Annotated in this window: 18 protein-coding genes; 10 read left to right on the top strand and 8 right to left on the bottom strand. The window is 44.0% G+C overall.

Annotated features, from left to right (window positions below; genetic code table 11):
* Window positions 1-5: 5 nt before the first annotated feature.
* The 6 genes from ACP69X_RS14420 (at window position 6) to ACP69X_RS14395 (ending at window position 6432) form a co-directional block, all read left to right on the top strand.
* Window positions 6-680: an amino acid ABC transporter permease gene (locus ACP69X_RS14420; RefSeq protein WP_041089072.1), complete on the top strand. Its 675-nt coding sequence runs from the start codon at window positions 6-8 to the stop codon at window positions 678-680.
* Between the two features lie 12 nt (window positions 681-692).
* Entirely contained in the window at window positions 693-1439 is a 747-nt protein-coding gene (locus ACP69X_RS14415) for an amino acid ABC transporter ATP-binding protein (protein WP_039176505.1), read from the top strand.
* A 33-nt stretch (window positions 1440-1472) separates the two neighbouring features.
* Complete coding sequence (locus ACP69X_RS14410; RefSeq protein ID WP_426052779.1) at window positions 1473-2630, top strand: amidohydrolase; 1158 nt, start codon at window positions 1473-1475, stop codon at window positions 2628-2630.
* Window positions 2621-3955: an MmgE/PrpD family protein gene (locus tag ACP69X_RS14405; protein WP_426052778.1), complete on the top strand. Its 1335-nt coding sequence runs from the start codon at window positions 2621-2623 to the stop codon at window positions 3953-3955. The genes ACP69X_RS14410 and ACP69X_RS14405 overlap by 10 nt, the downstream gene beginning before the upstream one ends.
* Before the next feature lie 367 nt (window positions 3956-4322).
* The gene (locus ACP69X_RS14400) at window positions 4323-5015 is read left to right on the top strand and encodes a response regulator transcription factor (protein WP_269103816.1); all 693 of its coding nucleotides are present in this window, start codon (window positions 4323-4325) and stop codon (window positions 5013-5015) included.
* Entirely contained in the window at window positions 5005-6432 is a 1428-nt protein-coding gene (locus tag ACP69X_RS14395; RefSeq protein WP_305960820.1) for a sensor histidine kinase, read from the top strand. Before ACP69X_RS14400 ends, ACP69X_RS14395 begins: the two co-directional genes overlap by 11 nt.
* Before the next feature lie 38 nt (window positions 6433-6470).
* On the opposite strand, the gene ACP69X_RS14390 is transcribed toward ACP69X_RS14395, so the two are convergent.
* From ACP69X_RS14390 to ACP69X_RS14370, 5 genes are all read right to left on the bottom strand, one after another.
* A complete protein-coding gene (locus ACP69X_RS14390; protein ID WP_041089082.1) occupies window positions 6471-7316 on the bottom strand; it encodes a GAF domain-containing protein in 846 nt (281 codons plus the stop codon).
* 164 nt (window positions 7317-7480) lie between these two features.
* Entirely contained in the window at window positions 7481-8857 is a 1377-nt protein-coding gene (locus tag ACP69X_RS14385; RefSeq protein ID WP_041089084.1) for an aspartate kinase, read from the bottom strand.
* 174 nt (window positions 8858-9031) lie between these two features.
* Window positions 9032-10465, bottom strand: coding sequence for an MDR family MFS transporter (locus tag ACP69X_RS14380; protein ID WP_041089086.1), 1434 nt, complete (start codon window positions 10463-10465; stop codon window positions 9032-9034).
* Window positions 10466-10481: 16 nt separating this feature from the next.
* Window positions 10482-11348 (bottom strand): TetR/AcrR family transcriptional regulator, encoded by an 867-nt coding sequence (locus ACP69X_RS14375; RefSeq protein ID WP_228280305.1) that lies wholly within the window; start codon window positions 11346-11348, stop codon window positions 10482-10484.
* A gap of 139 nt (window positions 11349-11487) precedes the next feature.
* On the bottom strand, window positions 11488-11865 hold the full coding sequence (locus tag ACP69X_RS14370; RefSeq protein ID WP_269103812.1) for a hypothetical protein: 378 nt from the start codon (window positions 11863-11865) through the stop codon (window positions 11488-11490).
* A 137-nt stretch (window positions 11866-12002) separates the two neighbouring features.
* Between ACP69X_RS14370 and ACP69X_RS14365 the strand changes: the two genes are divergently transcribed.
* Window positions 12003-12314: an ArsR/SmtB family transcription factor gene (locus tag ACP69X_RS14365; RefSeq protein WP_039182979.1), complete on the top strand. Its 312-nt coding sequence runs from the start codon at window positions 12003-12005 to the stop codon at window positions 12312-12314.
* Window positions 12315-12345: 31 nt separating this feature from the next.
* Here the strand turns inward: ACP69X_RS14365 and ACP69X_RS14360 are convergent, their stop codons facing one another.
* A complete protein-coding gene (locus ACP69X_RS14360; protein ID WP_426052777.1) occupies window positions 12346-13770 on the bottom strand; it encodes a PLP-dependent aminotransferase family protein in 1425 nt (474 codons plus the stop codon).
* A gap of 109 nt (window positions 13771-13879) precedes the next feature.
* Here ACP69X_RS14360 and gabT point away from each other — a divergent pair, with 109 nt between their 5' ends.
* From gabT to ACP69X_RS14345, 3 genes are read left to right on the top strand one after another with little or no spacing between them, the layout of a single operon-like run.
* Window positions 13880-15196, top strand: coding sequence for a 4-aminobutyrate--2-oxoglutarate transaminase (gene gabT / locus ACP69X_RS14355; protein WP_041089093.1), 1317 nt, complete (start codon window positions 13880-13882; stop codon window positions 15194-15196).
* Window positions 15197-15217: 21 nt separating this feature from the next.
* The gene (locus tag ACP69X_RS14350) at window positions 15218-16606 is read left to right on the top strand and encodes an APC family permease (RefSeq protein ID WP_041089095.1); all 1389 of its coding nucleotides are present in this window, start codon (window positions 15218-15220) and stop codon (window positions 16604-16606) included.
* The gene (locus ACP69X_RS14345) at window positions 16581-17975 is read left to right on the top strand and encodes an NAD-dependent succinate-semialdehyde dehydrogenase (protein WP_041089096.1); all 1395 of its coding nucleotides are present in this window, start codon (window positions 16581-16583) and stop codon (window positions 17973-17975) included. Before ACP69X_RS14350 ends, ACP69X_RS14345 begins: the two co-directional genes overlap by 26 nt.
* Window positions 17976-18018: 43 nt before the next feature.
* Here the strand turns inward: ACP69X_RS14345 and ACP69X_RS14340 are convergent, their stop codons facing one another.
* Both ACP69X_RS14340 and ACP69X_RS14335 read right to left on the bottom strand, forming a co-directional pair.
* Window positions 18019-18615: an NAD(P)H-dependent oxidoreductase gene (locus ACP69X_RS14340; RefSeq protein WP_041089098.1), complete on the bottom strand. Its 597-nt coding sequence runs from the start codon at window positions 18613-18615 to the stop codon at window positions 18019-18021.
* Between the two features lie 158 nt (window positions 18616-18773).
* Window positions 18774-19388 carry a YcnI family protein gene (locus ACP69X_RS14335; RefSeq protein ID WP_041089100.1) on the bottom strand — a complete coding sequence of 205 codons (615 nt, stop codon included), beginning with the start codon at window positions 19386-19388 and terminating at the stop codon, window positions 18774-18776.
* Window positions 19389-19400: the final 12 nt, after the last annotated feature.

Here is a 19400-nt window from a genome sequence, read left to right as displayed (position 1 = left end):
CAGACATGAACAAAATTGATTGGCAGTATATGGTGACGGTTTTTCCGACACTGCTTCAATACTTGCCGATAACGATCTTCATGGCGATTGTCTCCATGGTATTTGCCATTATCATTGGTGTGGTATTCGCTCTTATTACGAAAAACCGGATACCTGTTTTATACCAATTTGCCAAGCTGTATATTTCTTTCTTCAGAGCGGTTCCAACCTTGGTTCAGCTCTTTCTCATTTATTTTGGTCTCCCGCAGCTATTCCCTGCGATGACCTCAATGGATGCTTTAACAGCGGTCATTATCGGATTAAGTATTAAAAACTCAGCATACTTAGCAGAAATTTTCAGAGCGGCTCTGAACTCAGTGGATGAAGGGCAGCTTGAGGCATGCTTATCTGTCGGCATGACAAGATGGCAGTCTTACGTCAGAATTATTTTCCCGCAGGCCATCAGAAATGCGATTCCAGCGACGGGGAATACCTTTATTGGTCTTTTAAAAGAAACATCTCTTGCCTTTACGATTGGCGTGGCAGAAATGTTTGCACAAGGGAAGATGATTGCATCGGCGAACTATAAATACTTTGAAACCTATTTAGCCGTAGGGATTGTGTATTGGGTGCTGACGATTATTTATAGCTTCCTGCAAGACCTGTTTGAACGAAAAATCAGCAAACCTTACCGGAATTAAGGAGGTGTGGACATGATCAAGCTCACCAATTTGAAGAAATCATTCGGCGACCTTGTCGTCTTAGACGGAATCAATCTCGACGTGCAAAAAGGGCAGGTTGTGGCCATTATCGGACCTTCTGGCTCCGGTAAATCCACCTTGCTGCGCTGCTTAAATTTATTAGAAACACCAGATGAAGGCACGATTGAAATTGGCGATGCGAAGCTCGATGCGTCTAAATATTCACGTAAAGAAGCCCATCACCTGCGTCAACAAACGGCTATGGTGTTTCAAAACTATAATTTATTTAAAAACAAGACAGCACTGCAAAACATTACAGAATCATTGCTTGTGACGAAAAAAATGACAAAGCAGCAGGCGAATGAAATCGGTATGAAACTGCTGAAGCAGGTAGGGCTAGAGCAAAAGGCTGACAGCTATCCAGTCACATTATCTGGCGGGCAGCAGCAGCGGATTGGGATTGCCCGCGCGTTAGCGGTTGATCCACATGCGATTTTGCTGGATGAACCAACGTCAGCGCTTGATCCAGAGCTTGTCTCAGGTGTGCTTCAAGTCATTAAATCCATTGCGATTCAAGAAACAACGATGATCATCGTTACACATGAAATGGCGTTTGCAAGAGAAGTGGCAGACCATGTGATTTTCATGGCAGATGGTCATATTATTGAGCAGGGGACGCCAACTGAGTTATTTGATGAAACGAAGAATGAACGGACGAAACGATTTATCCAAAAAGAAGCAGCGGCTGAAGAAGCATAAGCTGCTTTTTATTCTTTAGAGGGGTGATTGATAGTGAAATCAATAGGAAATGAAGCTTTAAACAAACGTTTAATCAACATTCGCCGAGCGCTTCATGAGCATCCAGAGCTGGCGTTTGAAGAATATGAAACGACAAAGAAACTGCGCCGCTGGTTAGAAGAGGAAGGGATCACTGTACTTGATTTCCCAGCCCTGCAAACAGGCGTTGTCTGTGAAATCAAAGGAGAACAAGAAGGACCGGCGATTGCTCTGAGAGCCGATATTGACGCACTTCCGATTGAAGAAGCATCTGGCGAACCATTTTCTTCAAAGGTACCGGGCAAAATGCATGCATGCGGTCATGATTTCCATACAGCTTCTATTTTTGGAGCGGCACTTTTATTAAAGGAGCGGAAACACGAAATCAAAGGAACGGTCCGTATTTTGTTCCAGCCGGCTGAGGAAGTTGCTCAAGGAGCGAAGCACGTCATAGAAGCAGGCGTTTTAGATGGAGTCGAGGCGATTTTTGGTATGCACAACAAACCTGACCTGCCAGTTGGCACGATTGGCATTAGAGAAAAAGCATTGATGGCGAGTGTGGATCGGTTTGAAATCGATATTAAAGGAACGGGAGGTCATGCCGGAATTCCAAATCACACAGTGGACCCCATTGCCATCAGCGGGCAGATGACAAGTGCCCTTCAGCAAATCGTCAGCCGCCGCATCAGCTCCTTGCATCATGCGGTTGTCAGTATCACACGTATTCAGGGCGGTACATCATGGAATGTCATACCCGACCGTGTCGAGATGGAAGGAACGGTGCGGACGTTTGAGCCTGAAGTAAGAGCGATGATTCCAGAGCTTATGAAACAAATCGTTAGCGGGATTGCAGAGGGATTTGGAGCAGAGGCTGAAGTGAGATGGCATCCGTATTTGCCTTCTGTCATGAATGATGAGCGTCTGACAAAGATAGTAGAAGAAACGGCTGGCTCGCTTAACTTACATGTCGTGCAGGCAGAGCAGTCACCGGGCGGAGAAGATTTTGCCCTTTATCAAGAACGCATTCCAGGCTTTTTTGTATGGATGGGGACCAGTGGTACGAAGGAGTGGCATCACCCTGCGTTTACTTTAAATGAAGACGCACTTCCGGTTGCTGCTGCCTTCTTTGCTGAGCTTGCCGTTCGGGCATTGGAGTCTCGATCATGGAATTAACAAAACAGTTGGCAGAGGCAGTGCTTTCTGCTGATCCGCTGCAAGATGAACGGGCCATTCAGATGGCTAGAAATGGCCTGTTGGATGCTGCGGCATCAGCGCTTGCTGCGAAAGAGGATGAAGGGATTCAGAAGCTGATGGCGCTTGTTGAAAAGGAAGGCGGAGCCGCTCAGATTCCTGTCATGGGAAAAGGGAGGGAGGTGAGCCGCCAATCCGCAGCAATGCTGAACGGCTACCTCATCCATGCCCTTGATTATGATGATGTGCACTCAGATGTGAGAGGACATCCAAGTGCGGTCATCATTCCGGCGCTGCTATCACAGCTGACAGACGGCAAAGGGTATGGCGAGCGGTTTTTAGCAGCCTACATTACAGGCGTTGAAGTGATGGCAAGACTTGGCGAATCCATCGGCAAAGCACATTATGAGCGGGGGTGGCATAATACGGGAACACTCGGTGCCATTGCGGCAGTGTGTGCGATTGGCTATTTGAAGCAGGTCACACGAGAAGAACTGATGAAAGCAATCGGCTTTGCCGGAGCGCAATCAGCCGGAATGCGAAAGCAATTTGGCTCTGATATGAAACCATTACAAGCCGGCTTAGCTGCTAAAACAGCCGTTTGGTCTATGGATTTAGCTTGTTCAGGTTTTGGCGGGAATGACTCGGTTCTTGATGGCGCACTTGGTTTCTTTTCACTCTATGGAGATCAGGAGCGTGCGGAAAGCCGTTTGCTAGAAGGCTATGGTTCTACATGGCGTATCGTTTCACCTGGGCTGTGGTTCAAAGTATATCCATTCTGCTCAGCAGCCCACCATGCGGCAGATGCGATCCAATCTTTAATGAAAGAGCGGTCTTTCTTGCCGGAGCAGGTAAAACAGGTCGATGTCATATTCCCGCCAGGCGGAGATGCAGCGCTTATTGAGCGGACACCTTTAACCGGGGAAGAAGGACGATTCAGTGTCGAATACGTCATCGCACTTTCAGTGTTTGGACAGACGCTTACGCTGGATGCCTTTACGAAAAAAAGCATTCCATCAGACATGCGGATATGGATGAAGCGGGTGAGCAGAGGATATGATCAAACGATAGAGCCCCATCCCGATGCTGTTCCAAAAGGACGCTTTACGATTGTGAAGCTCACCTTATCTGACGGCACCACCATCAGCAAACGAGTTGATGTACCTCAGGGAGCACCAGGCTGTGCGTTATCGAAAGAAGATATCATACAAAAGTTAAGCAGCGTCAGAAGCGCATCACAAGCACAGCAGATTTTACAGGCGGTTGAAGAGGGAAACGACGCTGCGTATTTGAAGTTGCTTGCATGATAAAAAAGCTCATCGATAGAGATGAGCTTTTTAAATAGATCTATCATAAACTGTCAGGAAGTTCTTTATATAAATATATGAGACTTCCTCATGAGTTAAAGAACCATAAATGACACTGTCCTCATCTTGATATGTTGTAAAGTAATGTTGAATCATAACTCAACTAACATCTTGACCATCTTCTGCAATTCCATCATAAAAAAACTCAGGTGATTCACCGCAGTATTAGTTCTTTCAAAAAGTATGAATAAAAGATGACCAAACGATGATAAGTTCATGAAAACAGTGGAATCCAATTGAGATTTGAGAGGGAAGATGTAAAATAAAGCTACATAAAGAAAAACAATGGCAGCAGCGGAGGCTGATGATGAAAATATTAATGATTGAAGATAATCAGAGTGTTTGTACAATGACGGATATGTTTTTTCAACGGGAGGGATTTCAAGCGGAATTCGTCCATGATGGTTTAGAAGGATTGAATCGCTTTCAGCAAGAGGAGGATTGGGATCTGCTCATCTTAGATGTCATGCTTCCTTCAATGGATGGTCTGACCATTTGTCAAAAGGTGCGCCAGATCAGTGATGTTCCGATTATCATGCTGACAGCAAAGGAAACCGAATCTGATCAAGTGCTTGGTTTTGATCTTGGGGCAGATGATTATGTGACCAAGCCCTTTAGTCCACTAACCTTGATGGCAAGAATTAAAGCGGTGAAACGACGCTTTGATCATACAACGACTCAAGAAAAGGTGAATGAGGGCGAACGGCTGGAGACAGCACATTTTCAGTTGGATAAGAAAACAAGGGAAGTTTTCCTGGATGGAGAGCGAATAGAGAACCTCACACCGAAGGAATACGATCTGCTGTGCTTTTTTATTCAGCATCCTCGGCAAGTATTTTCACGAGAACAATTGCTTGAGCATATTTGGGGATACCAATTTTATGGAGATGAACGAACGGTAGATGTTCATATTAAACGGCTGCGTCAAAAAATTGGGGACGGGCCTAAGCCCTTTTTGTATACAGTATGGGGCGTAGGGTATAAGTTCGATGAAGATTAAATATTTTTATCAGCTGCTGATCAGTCATCTTGGGTTATTGCTCATCGCCATTGTCATTATCAGCACCCTTTTATCTCATTTTGTGAAAGATATTGCCTATCAAAACAGAGTGAATGAAATGAGCTCCTATGGGAATGAAATCTTGCAAGATTATAAACGACTTCCTAAAAGCGAGATGACCTTTCGTCTGCGTCCATTTGAAGATATTCTTTCGACGAGGCAAATTCGTTTTTTCGTGTTTGATGAAAAAGGAGATATTCTCTCTCAGCAGCAAGAGATGCCGCCGCATGAAGTATTATTGACAAAGGATTTATGGGCCAAACTCTCAAAAGGAGAGCAAATCATTGACAAGCGAAGTGATTCACGCCGCCTTGATCAAGAGGCATCACTTGTGGCACTCCCTGTCATGGAGGATGGTAAGCTAAAGGGCGGAGTCGTCCTTATTGCCCCGATTCAAGGCGCTGAACAGCTCATCGCCCAAATGAATCGTTATCTGTATATCATCGTATTTGTGGCACTGACGATCACCTTTATTCTCAGCCTGTTCTTGTCTAAATTTCATGTGAACCGCATCAAAAAGTTGAGAGAGGCGACTGAAAAGATTGCGCAAGGTGATTACAACATCAAGCTTGAAAACAAACACCTTGATGAAATTGGCACACTTGGTGAAGATTTTAATATGATGGCCAAGCGTCTTCAGCAATCAAGAGAGGAAATTGACCGGCTCGAAAAGCGCAGACGCCAATTCATCGCAGATGTGTCTCACGAATTGAAAACACCGCTGACCACCATTCGAGGACTGGTGGAATGGCTGAACACCGCGGATGTGTCAGCAGAAGAGAAAGAGAAATGCTATGCCTTAATCACTGACGAGACAAAACGTATGCTGCGCCTCGTCAATGAAAATATGGATTATGAGAAAATTAGATCGAATCAAATTACCCTTCAGAAATTTCACTATCCACTCATTGACACATTTGAAGTGATGAAAGAGCAGCTGAGCCGAATCGCCGAAGAGAAAAACAATCAGTTGATCGTGGACGTTGATCCCAAGCTAAAGGTTTATGCAGATTATGACAGGCTCATTCAAATGCTTGTCAATATCACAAAGAACGCGATTCAATTCACAGAAGGCGGCCGTATTTACTTAAGAGGAAAACAAGAAAATCAAGAGACGATCATTGAAGTGGAAGACACAGGCATTGGCATTGCGCCAGACGAAGTCAAACACATATGGGAACGTTTTTATAAAGCAGATATCTCAAGAACGAATACACCGTATGGAGAATACGGATTGGGCTTGTCCATCGTGAAGCAGCTTGTGGACCTGCATGAAGGGCATATTGATATGAAAAGTGAAAAAAACAATGGAACAACATTTACCATTCGACTGCCGTTTCCAGAACAAAAGGGCTAAAATGAAGTTCATTTTAGCCCTTTTTGGTGAATCACCACTTATTCATTTTTTGTAAACGTCAATCCAATATGAGCAAGTGCCTGCGGTAAATCTTTCCGGATGGTGATGTCTTTAAACGATATATTAGATTGAATCGCACTTAAAGCAAGGTCTTGTTTAATGCCTGTTAAAACTGCCGAAATTCCTAAAAGTCTCAGCGTTTGTGCGTAGCTGACCAAATATTGAATGCTCTGTTCATTCAGGCTTTTTGTTCCCGATACATCAATAACCAAATGAGAGAGCGACAGCCTGTAGCTTTCCTGTAAAATGGTTTCCAAAATATGCTGAGCACGTGTCTCTTCGATATCACCAAGCAGAGGAAGCACAGCTACCCCGTCAACAACTGGTACGATCGGTACAGACAATTGCTGAATCTGCCTGTTGGCACGGTCTAGCTCGAGAACGTAGCTTAATAAAGAAGCCATCGTTTCAAACATATATACATGCTCTTCTGTGAACTGCTTTGGCCTCAAATCAAGTCCGCAAATCGTTCCGTAGTTCGTCCCATCTGTGAAATCAATGGGAACTCCAATGAACGAGCCGCCTTGGAGATTTTTCGTGACCTCTAAGTATTTAAAACGGTCATCTTTCGAAATGTCAGGGATCACAAGTGTATTCCGATGATCGACCGCAAGCTTGCAAAATGTCTTTTCGTAAGGAAGTTCTTCTCCTTCTTCAAGAAGCTGCTCGTCATGATTTAGCACCTTTACAATTTGATTGGTGTTTTGATCATTTTTAGCAATAAACAGTGTATTCACATCAATGAATTGACTCATCATGTTTAAAATACTAGTAGAAGCATCATGAAAATTGCGAAACTGTTTTAATAGTTGTTGACGAGGCATTGTTTTAGGACTCCTTGTAGCTCCGAGCATAGGCCGGAACGGTTAGTTGATTTGTCTCTATCATACAAAATCAAACGAGAAATAGATACACTTTAATGCGCAAAGAACTCGAATCGGCGAGAGGAAAAAAGACTGCCGGATCTTAAGATCTGGCAGCCTGCTGATTAAAGGGAGACAGGAACAGTAGACATAGAGAAAAATTCCTCATATAAGGCTCGCACAGCTTCTTTTTCTTGAGCCGCTTTGACGCCAAACATCATGCTGACCTCTGAAGAACCTTGATTGATCATTTCGATATTGACCTTCGCTTTTGACAGCGCCTTTGCCGCTCTTGCTGTTGTGCCAACATTATGACGCATCGCTTCTCCTACGACCATAATAAGCGAGAGATTCCGCTCTAAAACGACCTCATCTGCATCAAGCACGAGCTTCAATCGGTCTAGCAGCTCCTCTTCAATATGCTGCTCCTCTAGCTGATCCTGCCGTAAAATAATGGTCATATCGTCAATGCCAGAAGGAACATGCTCATACGTAAGCCCATATTCCTCTAATGTTTGCAGCACCTTACGTCCAAAACCGACTTCTCTGTTCATTAAATATTTGCTAATGTAAATACTGCAAAATCCATTGTCTGAGGCGATTCCAACAACCGGTCCATTTGTATGATCCCGCTGATTCACGATTTTTGTACCCTTTGCCGACGGGTTATTGGTGTTTTTAATCTGAACTGGAATGCCTGCACGGAAGGCTGGAATGAGGGCTTCATCATGGAACACAGAAAAACCAGCATAAGACAGCTCGCGCATTTCCCGGTATGTCAGCTCTGTAATCTCTTTCGGTTCATGAACGATCGTTGGATTGACAGCATAGACAGCATCCACATCTGTAAAGTTTTCATACACATCTGCCTTTAGACCGTTCGCCAAAATGGAGCCGGTAATATCGGAGCCGCTTCGCGAAAAGGTAACGATGTCTCCCGCTAGACTAAAGCCAAAAAAGCCAGGGAATATAATAATGCCAGAGCGCTCTCTTAATTTGTACAAATGATCATATGACTCCGGCAGGACTTGCGCTTGGCCAGGCTCATCGCTCACAAACAAACCAGCTTCCTTTGGATTCACATAATGAGCTTCAACACCCTGGTGGCGGAAATATGCAGCAATGAGCTTGGCGTTATTGTCTTCACCGCTTGCTTTAATGGCATCAAGATAGCACTCAGGGCGGGATGAATCAGCCTGTAATAATGTGTCTAGATCTTCCCTGATGGTATCGATAATGTCTTGACCTAATCCGAGTTCATCCGCTATTGAGGCATACCTCTCGATGACGGCTTCCTTTAAATCATGTGCTTCACCTAAACGTAAATATTGTTCACCGCAGCTAATTAATAGATCGGTGACCTTCGTATCCGTTGAATGCCGTTTTCCTGGTGCGGAAACAACGACTGCTTTTCGAGCTGGATCTGCTGTTACAATGTCAAATACCTTTTGCAGCTGCTTGCCAGATGCAAGTGAACTGCCACCAAATTTAACGACCTTCAATGCATACATCTCCTATAGTAAAAATTTTCTCACAAATTCAATAGTTCCTATTATCAACTCTTTTCCTTAAATTATCAAGGTTTTTCTTTTCTAGAAATACAAATGTATTTACAGAGAGGACGGTGCTGTATGATGATATAAAAAAAGAGCCGGCCATATGCCGAGCTCTTTTTCTTATGAAGAAGAGGAGGAGGAAGATATCTCCTGCTTCATCACTTTGTTATCACGTTTTGCCTTTAGAAAAAAGGAGAGAATGAGTCCAATGACCGCAATCAGACCAGAAATGAAAAATGACGTATTCATTCCATGAACGGCTGATTTTAATGGATTGGCCAATTCTGCATTTGCAGCAGAGCTGCTCATGATGGAAACAAGCACAGCCGTTCCAATGGAACCGCCTATTTGTCTCATCGTGTTATTCATCGCTGTCCCATGCGGGATCAAATGAGGCGGTAATGCGTTAATACCTGCCGTTGTCAGCGGCATCATGATCATCCCAACCCCGATTAAGCGAAGCGTATAGGCGACCGTAATGAGAGCGATCGATGAATCAAGGGTGAGCAGCATAAATGGCAGGGTGGTAACGGTGAGGATTGTAAATCCGCCTAATGCGAGCCCTCTTCCGCCGACTTTATCAAAAATCCGTCCGATAATTGGTGACAGGAGTCCCATAAAGAGAGCACCTGGCAATAAGATTAGCCCTGTATCAAGTGCAGACAGCCCTCTGACATTCTGCGTATAAAGCGGCAGAATTGTCTCTGTACCAATCAATAAAGCAAAGACAAGCATTCCAAGGAAGGTTGTTAAGCTAAAGATCGCAAATTTAAATACACCAAACTCAAGCATCGGTCTTGTTAAGTTCGACTGGCGCAGGATAAAGAAGAACAAGCTCACGGCGCCGACAATAAGTGAAATGAGGACAGTCGCACTCGTCCATCCATACGTGCCGACACTAGAAAATCCGTAAAGCAGCCCGCCGAAACCGAAGGACGACAAGATGACAGATAACACATCAATACGTGTCTCTCTTTGCTGCGTCACATTTTTCATTAAGAAGAAAGCAAGAATAAGGTCGATGATTCCGATTGGCAGTACAATATAGAACAGGGCCTTCCAGCTGAAGGAATCAACAATCCAGCCGCCTAGTGTTGGTCCAAGCGCTGGTGCGAACGAAATGACAAGTCCGACCATGCCCATCGCCTGCCCGCGTTTTTCTTTTGGGAAAATGGTTAAAAAGATCGTTTGCATCAGCGGCATTAAAATCCCTGCACCGGCTGCCTGTACGATACGCGCTGCAAGTAACACCGGGAAATTCGTCGCAAATGAAGCAAGAATTGTACCGGCTGTAAAGATGCTAAGTGCCGTTAAAACTAAAGAACGGCTCGAAAATTTCTCAATTAAGAAAGCCGTAATCGGGATGAGAATCCCGTTTGTCAGCATAAAGGCTGTTGTAAGCCACTGTCCTTTGCTGACCTCAATATTGAAGTCCTCCATGATATGTGGGATCGCTGGAATAAGAAGCGTTTGGTTTAATATCGCGACGAATGCCCCAACGAGAAAAATCCCAACAATCACAGATCGATTGTAAGATGTTGTTGATTGGTTCATGTTATCCCTTCTTTATCTATAAAATGATGCTTTTCAGCTGTGACACGTTTTGTGATAAAACGCTGTTTTTACCTAAATAATCGAGCAGTGAGCTGATTAAAAAGGTTCTCGGTTGGTCCTTTGATAATTCCTGATTGAGCAGCTCATACGCAGAGAGGAGATCATTTTTTTCTTCTCCGTTTGGCCATGAGTGAAGCTCTTGTTTGATTTTTGTTAAGTACGAATTGACAAGTTTTTCTTCGTCATATTCGTCCTGTGAGGAAAGCAAATAAGAGTTCATCAGCTCGTCTGTTAACACAGGTTCAATGGAACAAGGCTTTTTCGATACACGATCCATTACACCGATGATCATTTCGGCAGCAATTTCTAATTGGATGTTTTTTTGCTCAATCGCCAGCATTAAGATGAACTCTCTCATTAATCCATTGAGAACAATCACGAGATCCCAAACATAAGGAGCGACAGATTCACCATATGTGCTCAAAATAATGTCTCTGTGCCGCTGCATGATAATGGAGCGTGTCTCGCGTAAGTGTTTAATGACAATAGGCGAATGCTGAGAAAAAGCTTCAAAGGACAGCATGTTCAAAAATTTATGATTCTCTTTAAACTCTTCAAGCTCAAGCTTGATCTTCTTTGTGAATTTTTCCTTTTTGGACAGCGTCGTTTCTGAATGAATGATGCGGGAAATCTCTCTCATTTTGCGCTGATTGTATTTAATCAGTTCTAATAGAAGAGCTTCCTTTGAATCAAACAGTTTATAAATAGACGCTTTGGATATTTTACAGGCATCGGCAATTGACTGCATAGAGACACTCATATAGCCTTTTTGAGAAAACAATTTCTTCGAAACCCGCAAAATCTCTTCTTGCTTTTCGTTCATCTTCTTAATTCCTTTCCGAATCGGTAAAACCATATGGTCACAATGGAAACCGAGTGGTCACTTTTGCTATGATAACAAAACCAATGCCTTAAGACAAGAAAATGAACTTAAAAAAATACCCGTCTGTATGACAGGTATTTTATCCTTCCGCATGTGCGGCATATATTTTTGTTTTGCCGTGAAGTTCAACGACCAAAAGGTCTTCTCTCTCCTTCACAGAGTAAATAGCGGTCCCTTTTTGCAGCTTAGAAGCTGTACCATGTTCAAAATTTTTGGCGACTGTTTTCTGAATGACACCTACTTGCTGATGTTTTGTGACGTGTAAGGATGTCGTCCAATCTACATTTGTTTCATACACGGTTCCTTCCCATTGAAATAAATCTGCCTGCTGATCCATAGCTAATAACTCCTCCGCACTAGGTGGCTTTGACTGGTAATGATATTGGACTGACTGGCAGGCGCATAAGGAAAACGTGAGCAGCAAGAGCAATAAACTAAACCATATGTTACGTATCAAAATAGGTTCCTTCCCTTCAATACAGCGTTTCTTAAGTAATGGACGTGAATGAAGTTAAATCGTTACATGCCTAGTCAGTTCATGAGTTTTAGGTGAATGAGATTGTATGTTGGCACAAAATACGATACATTTATCGTATGACAAATCCAAACCATCCAAACAAAGAAGATATGAGACTGATTTCTGTGCTGCACGCATTGGCTGATCCAATCCGGTTAGAAATTGTCCGCTGCTTGGCAGAAGCGGGGGAGAGGACATGCGGCACGTATGAAATGAATATTGCCAAATCCACGCTTTCCCATCACTTCAAAGTGCTGAGGGAGGCAGGCGTCGTGAAAGTGAGAATTGACGGGAAGCACCGTTACTATTCTTTAAGAAAAGAAGACATCGAGACCGCTTTTCCTGGACTCATGTCATCGATTCTAGCTGTAGATAAAAAGCGGTGGTAAGCCAGCTGTCTATGAAGAACAGCTGGCTGTTTTATTTCCCAAAAATGGCGTCATACAGCCGTTTCACTGCCGGCTGAATATCCTCTCGCCTCATATGCGAGAAGCCGAGGACGAGCGGAACAAAGCCTGGCTGATGCCCCGGCAATTGCTCATCAAGGGTAAAACGATCCATACCGTACATTTTCAGCTTCCTTTCTTTCGCTCGCTGTAAAATCTCATGCTGCGTCCGATTTGAGCGGAACTCTGCGATAAAATGAAGCCCGGCATTTTCTCCAATAATCCGTACATTGTCAGCAAAAACCATATTGAGTTCTTCAATGAGCTGCTTCCGTTTTTCCTCATATAAACCATTCATTCGTTTAATATGCCGTTGATACGCCCCATCTTTTATAAAATGAAGAAGGGTGTATTGTGTAAAAAGATTAGCAGTTTGAATGAAAAAATGCTGTTCTTCCTTATAGCGTCTCAATAAATGCTGAGGCAGCACCATATAGCTTAGCCGCAAGCCCGGCAGCAATGATTTTGAAAAGGTGCCCATATAAATGACTTTGTCATATCGATCGAGACTTTGCAGCGCTGGAATGCTGTCTGTGCCATATTTAAATTCACTGTCATAATCATCCTCAATGATATAGCGCTCTGGCTGATCAGCTGCCCAGTTTAACAGCTGAATGCGCCGGGAAATCGGCATAATCACCCCTGTTGGAAATTGATGTGAAGGGGTAATGATCAACACATTCGGCTGTTTCTTATGAATGTCGCTCATCCGCACACCTTTTTGATCAATACCAATCGTTTCAATTCGGTGATGATTGTTTTTCAGCATTTGATAGAGCCGGCGGTAGCCAGGGTTTTCTAACCCATATATTTGATCGGCCGGAAGAATGCTTGATAACGAATGGATCAGTGACTGTGTGCCTGCACTTAAAATGAGCTGTTCCGGATAGCATTTGACTCCTCTCGCAAGTCCGATCAGCCGGGCAATCGTTTCTCTGAGCTCATACACACCTTGTGGATGCGGAAGCTCACCGAAGGCATCTTGGTGGAGATGGATCGCCTTTTGTTCGCTTTTCAGCCAGCTTTTAAATGGAAAGTTCGCTGTATCGACGGAGATATGTGAAAAGGAATACCAGTCGTCTCGTGCAATCGGTTCTTCCTTTAAATCTACAGGAAGAGAAGAGGGTTTTAGCTGACCAGATTCATGAAACGTTTCTAGTGACTCCACGAAAAAACCTTTGCGCTCAACCGAGTATAAATACCCCTCGGCAAGCAGCTGCTGATAGGCGCCATTCACTGAATTAACGCTGACGTTTAATGTATCGGCTAACTCTCGTTTGGACGGTAATTGATCGTGTGGCTGTAGGTTGCGATTTAAGATTTCTTCTTTGATTTTCATATAAATTTGATGATAAATATACCCGTTTTGCCCTGTTTGATCTAGTTGAATTGTCAGCATCTCACCATTCCATCCTCTCTGGTACCATGAAAAAAATGATATTGGTACTTTCTATCATACCAAAAAATATTCAGAATAATAAAAAAGGATATAAAGGGGATGGATGACAATGAGTCAAACGACAACAAACCGTTTTTCAACTGAAGAATGGCAGGGGAAAAGAGATCAATACGTCGCAAGAGGCGTGAGTAATGGCAACCGTCATCTTGCAGCGAAGGGGAAAGGAGCCGAGCTGTTCGATATTGATGGGAAGCGATTTATCGATTTTGCAGGCGCCATTGGCACATTAAACGTAGGACATTCACATCCAAAGGTCGTGGAAGCGGTCAAAGCACAGGCGGAGAGCCTGATTCATCCAGGTTTTAACGTGATGATGTACGAATCGTATATCGAATTGGCAGAGAAGCTTTGCCGCCTCACACCAGGAGACCATGATAAGAAAGCCATTTTCCTTAATTCAGGTGCAGAAGCTGTTGAAAATGCCGTGAAAATTGCCCGTAAATATACGAAAAGACAGGCCGTTGTGTCGTTTACAAGAGGTTTTCACGGCAGAACGAATATGACAATGAGCATGACGAGCAAGGTCAAGCCATATAAATTTGGCTTCGGACCATTCGCATCTGAGGTGTACCAAGCACCGTACCCTTATTACTATCAAAAGCCTGAAGGATTAAGTGATGCCGCGTACGACGAGTACATCATTGATCAATTCAATCAATTCTTCGTCGCAGCCGTTGCACCAGAAACCGTTGCTTGTGTGGTCATGGAACCAGTCCAAGGGGAGGGCGGATTCATTGTGCCATCGAAGCGTTTCGTTCAGCATGTCGCTTCATTCTGTGAGGAGCATGGGATTGTCTTTGTTGCAGATGAAATCCAAACCGGTTTTGCGAGAACAGGGAAATACTTTGCGATTGAGCACTTTGATGTGGTGCCGGACTTAATCACTGTGTCAAAATCTCTTGCAGCTGGCTTACCACTCAGTGGTGTCGTTGGCAGAAAAGAACTGCTTGATGCGGCAGATCCAGGGGAGCTCGGGGGAACATATGCAGGAAGTCCGTTAGGCTGTGTAGCAGCACTGGCTGTTCTTGATATCATTGAAACAGAAAAATTGAATCAACGTTCTGAACACATTGGACAAGTCATTGAGGATAAAGCAAATGATTGGAGACAGGCGTATCCATTCATTGGGGAAGTTCGCCGGTTAGGGGCAATGGCGGCAATTGAAATTGTGGAAGATCAAACAACGCGTACACCAGATAAAAAAAGAGCCGCAGCGATTGCAGCATATGCAAATGAGCACGGACTGCTTCTTTTAACGGCAGGGATTAATGGGAATATTATTCGCTTTTTAACACCACTTGTCATCACAGATGAGCTGCTTCACGAGGGACTAGGGATCATAGAGGACGCCTTCAAAGCACGCTAAACAACAAAGGGGGATGGTTGTATGCAAAAACAACAAATGGCAAAAACGATGTCGCAGTCAGACGTGCTGTTTTTGTCCATTGGTGCAATGCTTGGCTGGGGTTGGGTTGTACTTTCGGGAGATTGGATTTTAACAGCGGGCTTTTTAGGCAGTGTGATTGCCTTTGTGATAGGAGGCATTCTCGTGATCTTTATTGGACTCACGTATGCCGAGCTTTCATCTGCAATTCCAGAGACAGGCGGAGGGCTCGTTTTTGTCCAGCGGGCATTTGGGATGAAAGCAGCATTCGTCTCAGCATGGGGTGTATTGTTTGGTTATGTGTCTGTGATTACGTTTGAAGCTGTCGCTTTGCCGACCGTCATTGATTATGTGATTCCAACACAGCATGCTGGCTTGCTATGGAATATTGGGGGATGGGACGTGTATTTCACGTGGGTATTGATTGGATCTGGCGGTGCATTGTTTTTAACAGCACTGAATTACATTGGGGCTAAGCCTGCCGCCATTTTTCAGTCCGTGTTCACTGTGGCAATTATTCTGACAGGTTTTCTCCTTTTAGGCGGCGCAACATTTAATGGAGATTTTGCAAACCTTGAGCCGATGTTTCAAGGCGGGGTTGGCGGTCTCATGGCGGTATTAGTCATGATTCCCTTTTTATTCGTTGGGTTTGATGTCATTCCGCAAGTAGCGGCGGAGATTAACGCACCAAAAAAAATCATTGGGAGAATCTTGATTATCTCCATCGTGAGCGCAGTCGTTTTTTATCTGCTTATTGTCTTTGGGGTAGCAGCTGGGCTGTCAAAAGGACAGCTTGAAGCCTCTTCATTAGCGACAGCAGATGCGATGGTACAGCTTCTCGGTCATCAAGCGTTTGGAACAGTGCTGGTTATTGGCGGTGTAGCAGGGATTGTGACGAGCTGGAATGCTTTTATTATCGGTGCAAGCCGTATTCTATATGCTATGGCGGAAAGAGGTATGATTACCAAATGGTTTGCGTATATTCATCCAAAGTATAAAACACCGACAAATGCCATTTTATTTCTTGGAGCTTTAGCTTTTTTCGCTCCATTATTAGGGCGTCCTGCCCTCGTATGGATTGTCAATGCGGGCGGTGTCGGAATCATCGTCGGGTACTTAATAGTGTCCATTGCCTTTATGAGACTTCGCAAAACAGAACCTGAGCTGGAGCGTCCATACAGCATTAAATATTGGCGGACGACAGGTGTTTTAGCCATCGGACTGAGTCTTCTTTTCCTTTCATTTTACTTTCCAGGAATGCCGGCTTCCTTATCGTGGCCAGCTGAATGGATATTGCTTTTAGGTTGGGTACTCATTGGGTATATACTATATGTAATGAATCCAAGAACGAAGGAGACGGTAGAGCATGACAAACGAACTCAAAGTGTATAATCCTGCAACAGGAGAAGAAATTGCTTCAGTTGCTCAGCATACAAAAGAACAGGTCGAAGGCGCAATTTCCCGCTCACACAAAGCATTCAAAGCATGGGCCAAAACGTCAGCGCATGAACGTGCCAATATCATTCGCAAGTGGTTTGATCTGATGATTGAACATAAAGAAAGACTTGCGAAAATCATCACAGAAGAAAACGGAAAGCCATATCAAGAAGCATTAGGGGAAATCGTCTATGCGGCTGGTTATATTGAATGGTACGCAGAAGAAGCAAAGCGAATCTACGGCAGAACCATCCCGTCGCATACGACTAGCAAACGCCTTTTCGTCACAAAACAACCAGTTGGTCCGGTTGCTGCCATTACTCCGTGGAATTTCCCTGCGGCGATGATTACGAGAAAGGCAGCTCCAGCGCTTGCAGCAGGCTGTACGTTTATTGTAAAACCTGCTGAAGACACACCGCTGACAGCCATTGAACTAGTAAAATTAGGTCATGAAGCTGGCATTCCAGAGGATGCACTGCAATGGGTTGTCGGAGACGGAAAAGAAGTGGGTGAAATCTTCACAGATAGTCCATTGATTCGAAAAATTACGTTTACAGGCTCAACGCCCGTCGGAAAGCATTTGATCAAAAACAGTGCCAGCACAGTCAAACATGTATCAATGGAGCTTGGCGGTCATGCCCCGCTCATCGTAGACAAGGATGCAAATCTGGAGTTAGCTGTCAAACAAGCAGTGGCATCTAAGTTCCGGAATGCAGGACAAACCTGTGTCTGTGCCAACCGCTTAATTGTGCATGAAGACATTCATGAAGCATTTGCGCAAAGGTTCAGCAAAGAAGTAGAAAAGCTGAAAATGGGAAATGGCTTTGAAGAAGGCACATCTATCGGTCCAATTATCAATAAGCGCGGCTTTGATAAAATTGTTGGCCAAATTCAAGATGCAGTGGACAAAGGGGCGAAAGTTCTTGTCGGCGGCGATACGCATTTCGACGATGACAAGTCGTATTATTTCGTCCAGCCAACGGTTCTTACACATGTGGACCCTTCGATGAACATTATGCATGAAGAGACCTTTGGTCCAGTGGCTCCGATTACGACATTCAAAACGTTAGACGAGGCAATTGAATTAGCCAACGATACACCTTTTGGCCTTGCAGCTTATTTCTTTACAGAAAATTATCGGAACGGGCTCTACATTTCCGAACATCTCGATTATGGAATTATTGGCTGGAATGATGGCGGTCCATCAGCTGTCCAAGCACCGTTCGGCGGTATGAAAGAGAGCGGAATAGGGCGAGAAGGCGGAATCGAAGGAATCGAACCATATTTAGAAACAAAATATGTATCTATTGGTTTAGACGAATAAACGTGAAAAAGACTGTCAGAGGAATCTCGGCAGTCTTTTTTTGTTAAACAGCCGGTGGGAAAAGCTGATCCACCGTTTCTTTCGTTTCTTTCAGAATTTCATGTATGTAATCTGCAGATGCCTGCTCCATGCTGCTGAATAAAAGCCGTTCGACAGGCTGAACGCCAATAAAATTGAAGACTTCAGTATCAGTTGTCATGTGATGGGGAGAGGTGAAGCTCAAATTTGAATCAAGAAAAGTCCTCGGGGCATCGTGCGTGTTGATAATGACACCTTTTTTGTGCCGAAGCAGATTTTCAATCTCTCCATCCTCATTGATCTGATAAGCAAAACCCTCAGAAAAGACGCGCTCTACATATCCTTTTAGTATAGCCGGTAAGCCTGTCCACCAAATTGGAAAAATAAACGTCAGCACATCTGCTTGCTGAATCAGCTTCTGCTCTCTTTGAATGGCGATCGGCACATCACCGCATTTGATGGCAGCCTTTTCTGCAATGGTGAGCTCTGGCGAAAAACCTAGGGCATAGACATCACGAACAGTCACTTTATGACCATTGTTCAATAGAGTGCTCACAACAAGATCTAATAAGGTTTGATTTAAGCTTTGCTGGGGATGAGCAAATATGATTACATGGTTCATCTCATAGCCTCCTATGTGGTCATCTGTCTCATTATGTCACGGGGCTTTATCCTATTCAATCCTATATTGGTAATAATAAGTTGGGAAAATGGAAAATAATTGCTTCTTTATAGAAGAAAAAGCGATCGTTTCTAAGAAAACGATCGCTTATACAGCCTTTATTTCTTTCTAAAAGCAAGTCCAAGTGCAATCAGTGCCACGACTAGAGCAGCAATGGATAGACCAAGGACAAGTGGTGAGGAAGAAGCAGAGGCTGTTTCAGAGGCCTTTTCTTCTTTTGGTTTTTCTTGACCATGTGAATCCGTTACGGTATTAGATGCCACAATGTTTGTGATGGAATGAGGTTTATCAGCATCTTTATCACCAGTCCATTCAACGACCGTTCCATCCTTATAATATTGATACGCATCCCATGCAGCTTCACCAGCTTTTTCAGGGTTTTTCGCTACAAAAACGAATTGCTGAAATTGTCCAGCAAGCACACCTTTACCGGTTGCTTCCCAAGTCACTCTTGTCACCTTGCCATCTTTCTCTTCAGTTGACGTTTTCCAGCCAGGTACGGGCTCATATTGCTGGAATTCTACGCCTTTAGGAATTGTCACGACAACCTTAGTCGTTGGACTGTCACTTTCAGAAGGAACCTTTAATGTATAGGTCTCCCAAGCATTTGTCGCAGACGTATCAGGCTTGACTGTTACGTGCGCACTCACAGGAATCGCCAATAAAAATGAAGCGAGAAGCATTGGTAATAAAGCTTTAACGTATTTTTTCATATGTGATGAACT

Origin of the sequence: Bacillus sp. DC4300-2b2 (assembly GCF_049895685.1) — a bacterium.
In the GTDB taxonomy this organism is placed as follows: Bacteria; Bacillota; Bacilli; order Bacillales; family Bacillaceae; genus Bacillus; species Bacillus safensis.
The sequence above is the reverse complement of the archived record's forward strand: the minus strand, read 5'-3'. Positions and strand labels throughout refer to the sequence as shown.

Coding starts and splice junctions, on each gene's coding strand:
- ACP69X_RS14365 (WP_039182979.1), top strand. CDS start 12,003: ATGACAAATCCAAACCATCCAAACAAAGAAGATATGAGACTGATTTCT.
- ACP69X_RS14390 (WP_041089082.1), bottom strand. CDS start 7,316: ATGCCTCGTCAACAACTATTAAAACAGTTTCGCAATTTTCATGATGCT.
- ACP69X_RS14415 (WP_039176505.1), top strand. CDS start 693: ATGATCAAGCTCACCAATTTGAAGAAATCATTCGGCGACCTTGTCGTC.
- gabT (WP_041089093.1), top strand. CDS start 13,880: ATGAGTCAAACGACAACAAACCGTTTTTCAACTGAAGAATGGCAGGGG.
- ACP69X_RS14375 (WP_228280305.1), bottom strand. CDS start 11,348: ATGAACGAAAAGCAAGAAGAGATTTTGCGGGTTTCGAAGAAATTGTTT.
- ACP69X_RS14335 (WP_041089100.1), bottom strand. CDS start 19,388: ATGAAAAAATACGTTAAAGCTTTATTACCAATGCTTCTCGCTTCATTT.
- ACP69X_RS14405 (WP_426052778.1), top strand. CDS start 2,621: ATGGAATTAACAAAACAGTTGGCAGAGGCAGTGCTTTCTGCTGATCCG.
- ACP69X_RS14380 (WP_041089086.1), bottom strand. CDS start 10,465: ATGAACCAATCAACAACATCTTACAATCGATCTGTGATTGTTGGGATT.
- ACP69X_RS14340 (WP_041089098.1), bottom strand. CDS start 18,615: ATGAACCATGTAATCATATTTGCTCATCCCCAGCAAAGCTTAAATCAA.
- ACP69X_RS14360 (WP_426052777.1), bottom strand. CDS start 13,770: ATGCTGACAATTCAACTAGATCAAACAGGGCAAAACGGGTATATTTAT.
- ACP69X_RS14345 (WP_041089096.1), top strand. CDS start 16,581: ATGACAAACGAACTCAAAGTGTATAATCCTGCAACAGGAGAAGAAATT.
- ACP69X_RS14395 (WP_305960820.1), top strand. CDS start 5,005: ATGAAGATTAAATATTTTTATCAGCTGCTGATCAGTCATCTTGGGTTA.
- ACP69X_RS14420 (WP_041089072.1), top strand. CDS start 6: ATGAACAAAATTGATTGGCAGTATATGGTGACGGTTTTTCCGACACTG.
- ACP69X_RS14400 (WP_269103816.1), top strand. CDS start 4,323: ATGAAAATATTAATGATTGAAGATAATCAGAGTGTTTGTACAATGACG.
- ACP69X_RS14350 (WP_041089095.1), top strand. CDS start 15,218: ATGCAAAAACAACAAATGGCAAAAACGATGTCGCAGTCAGACGTGCTG.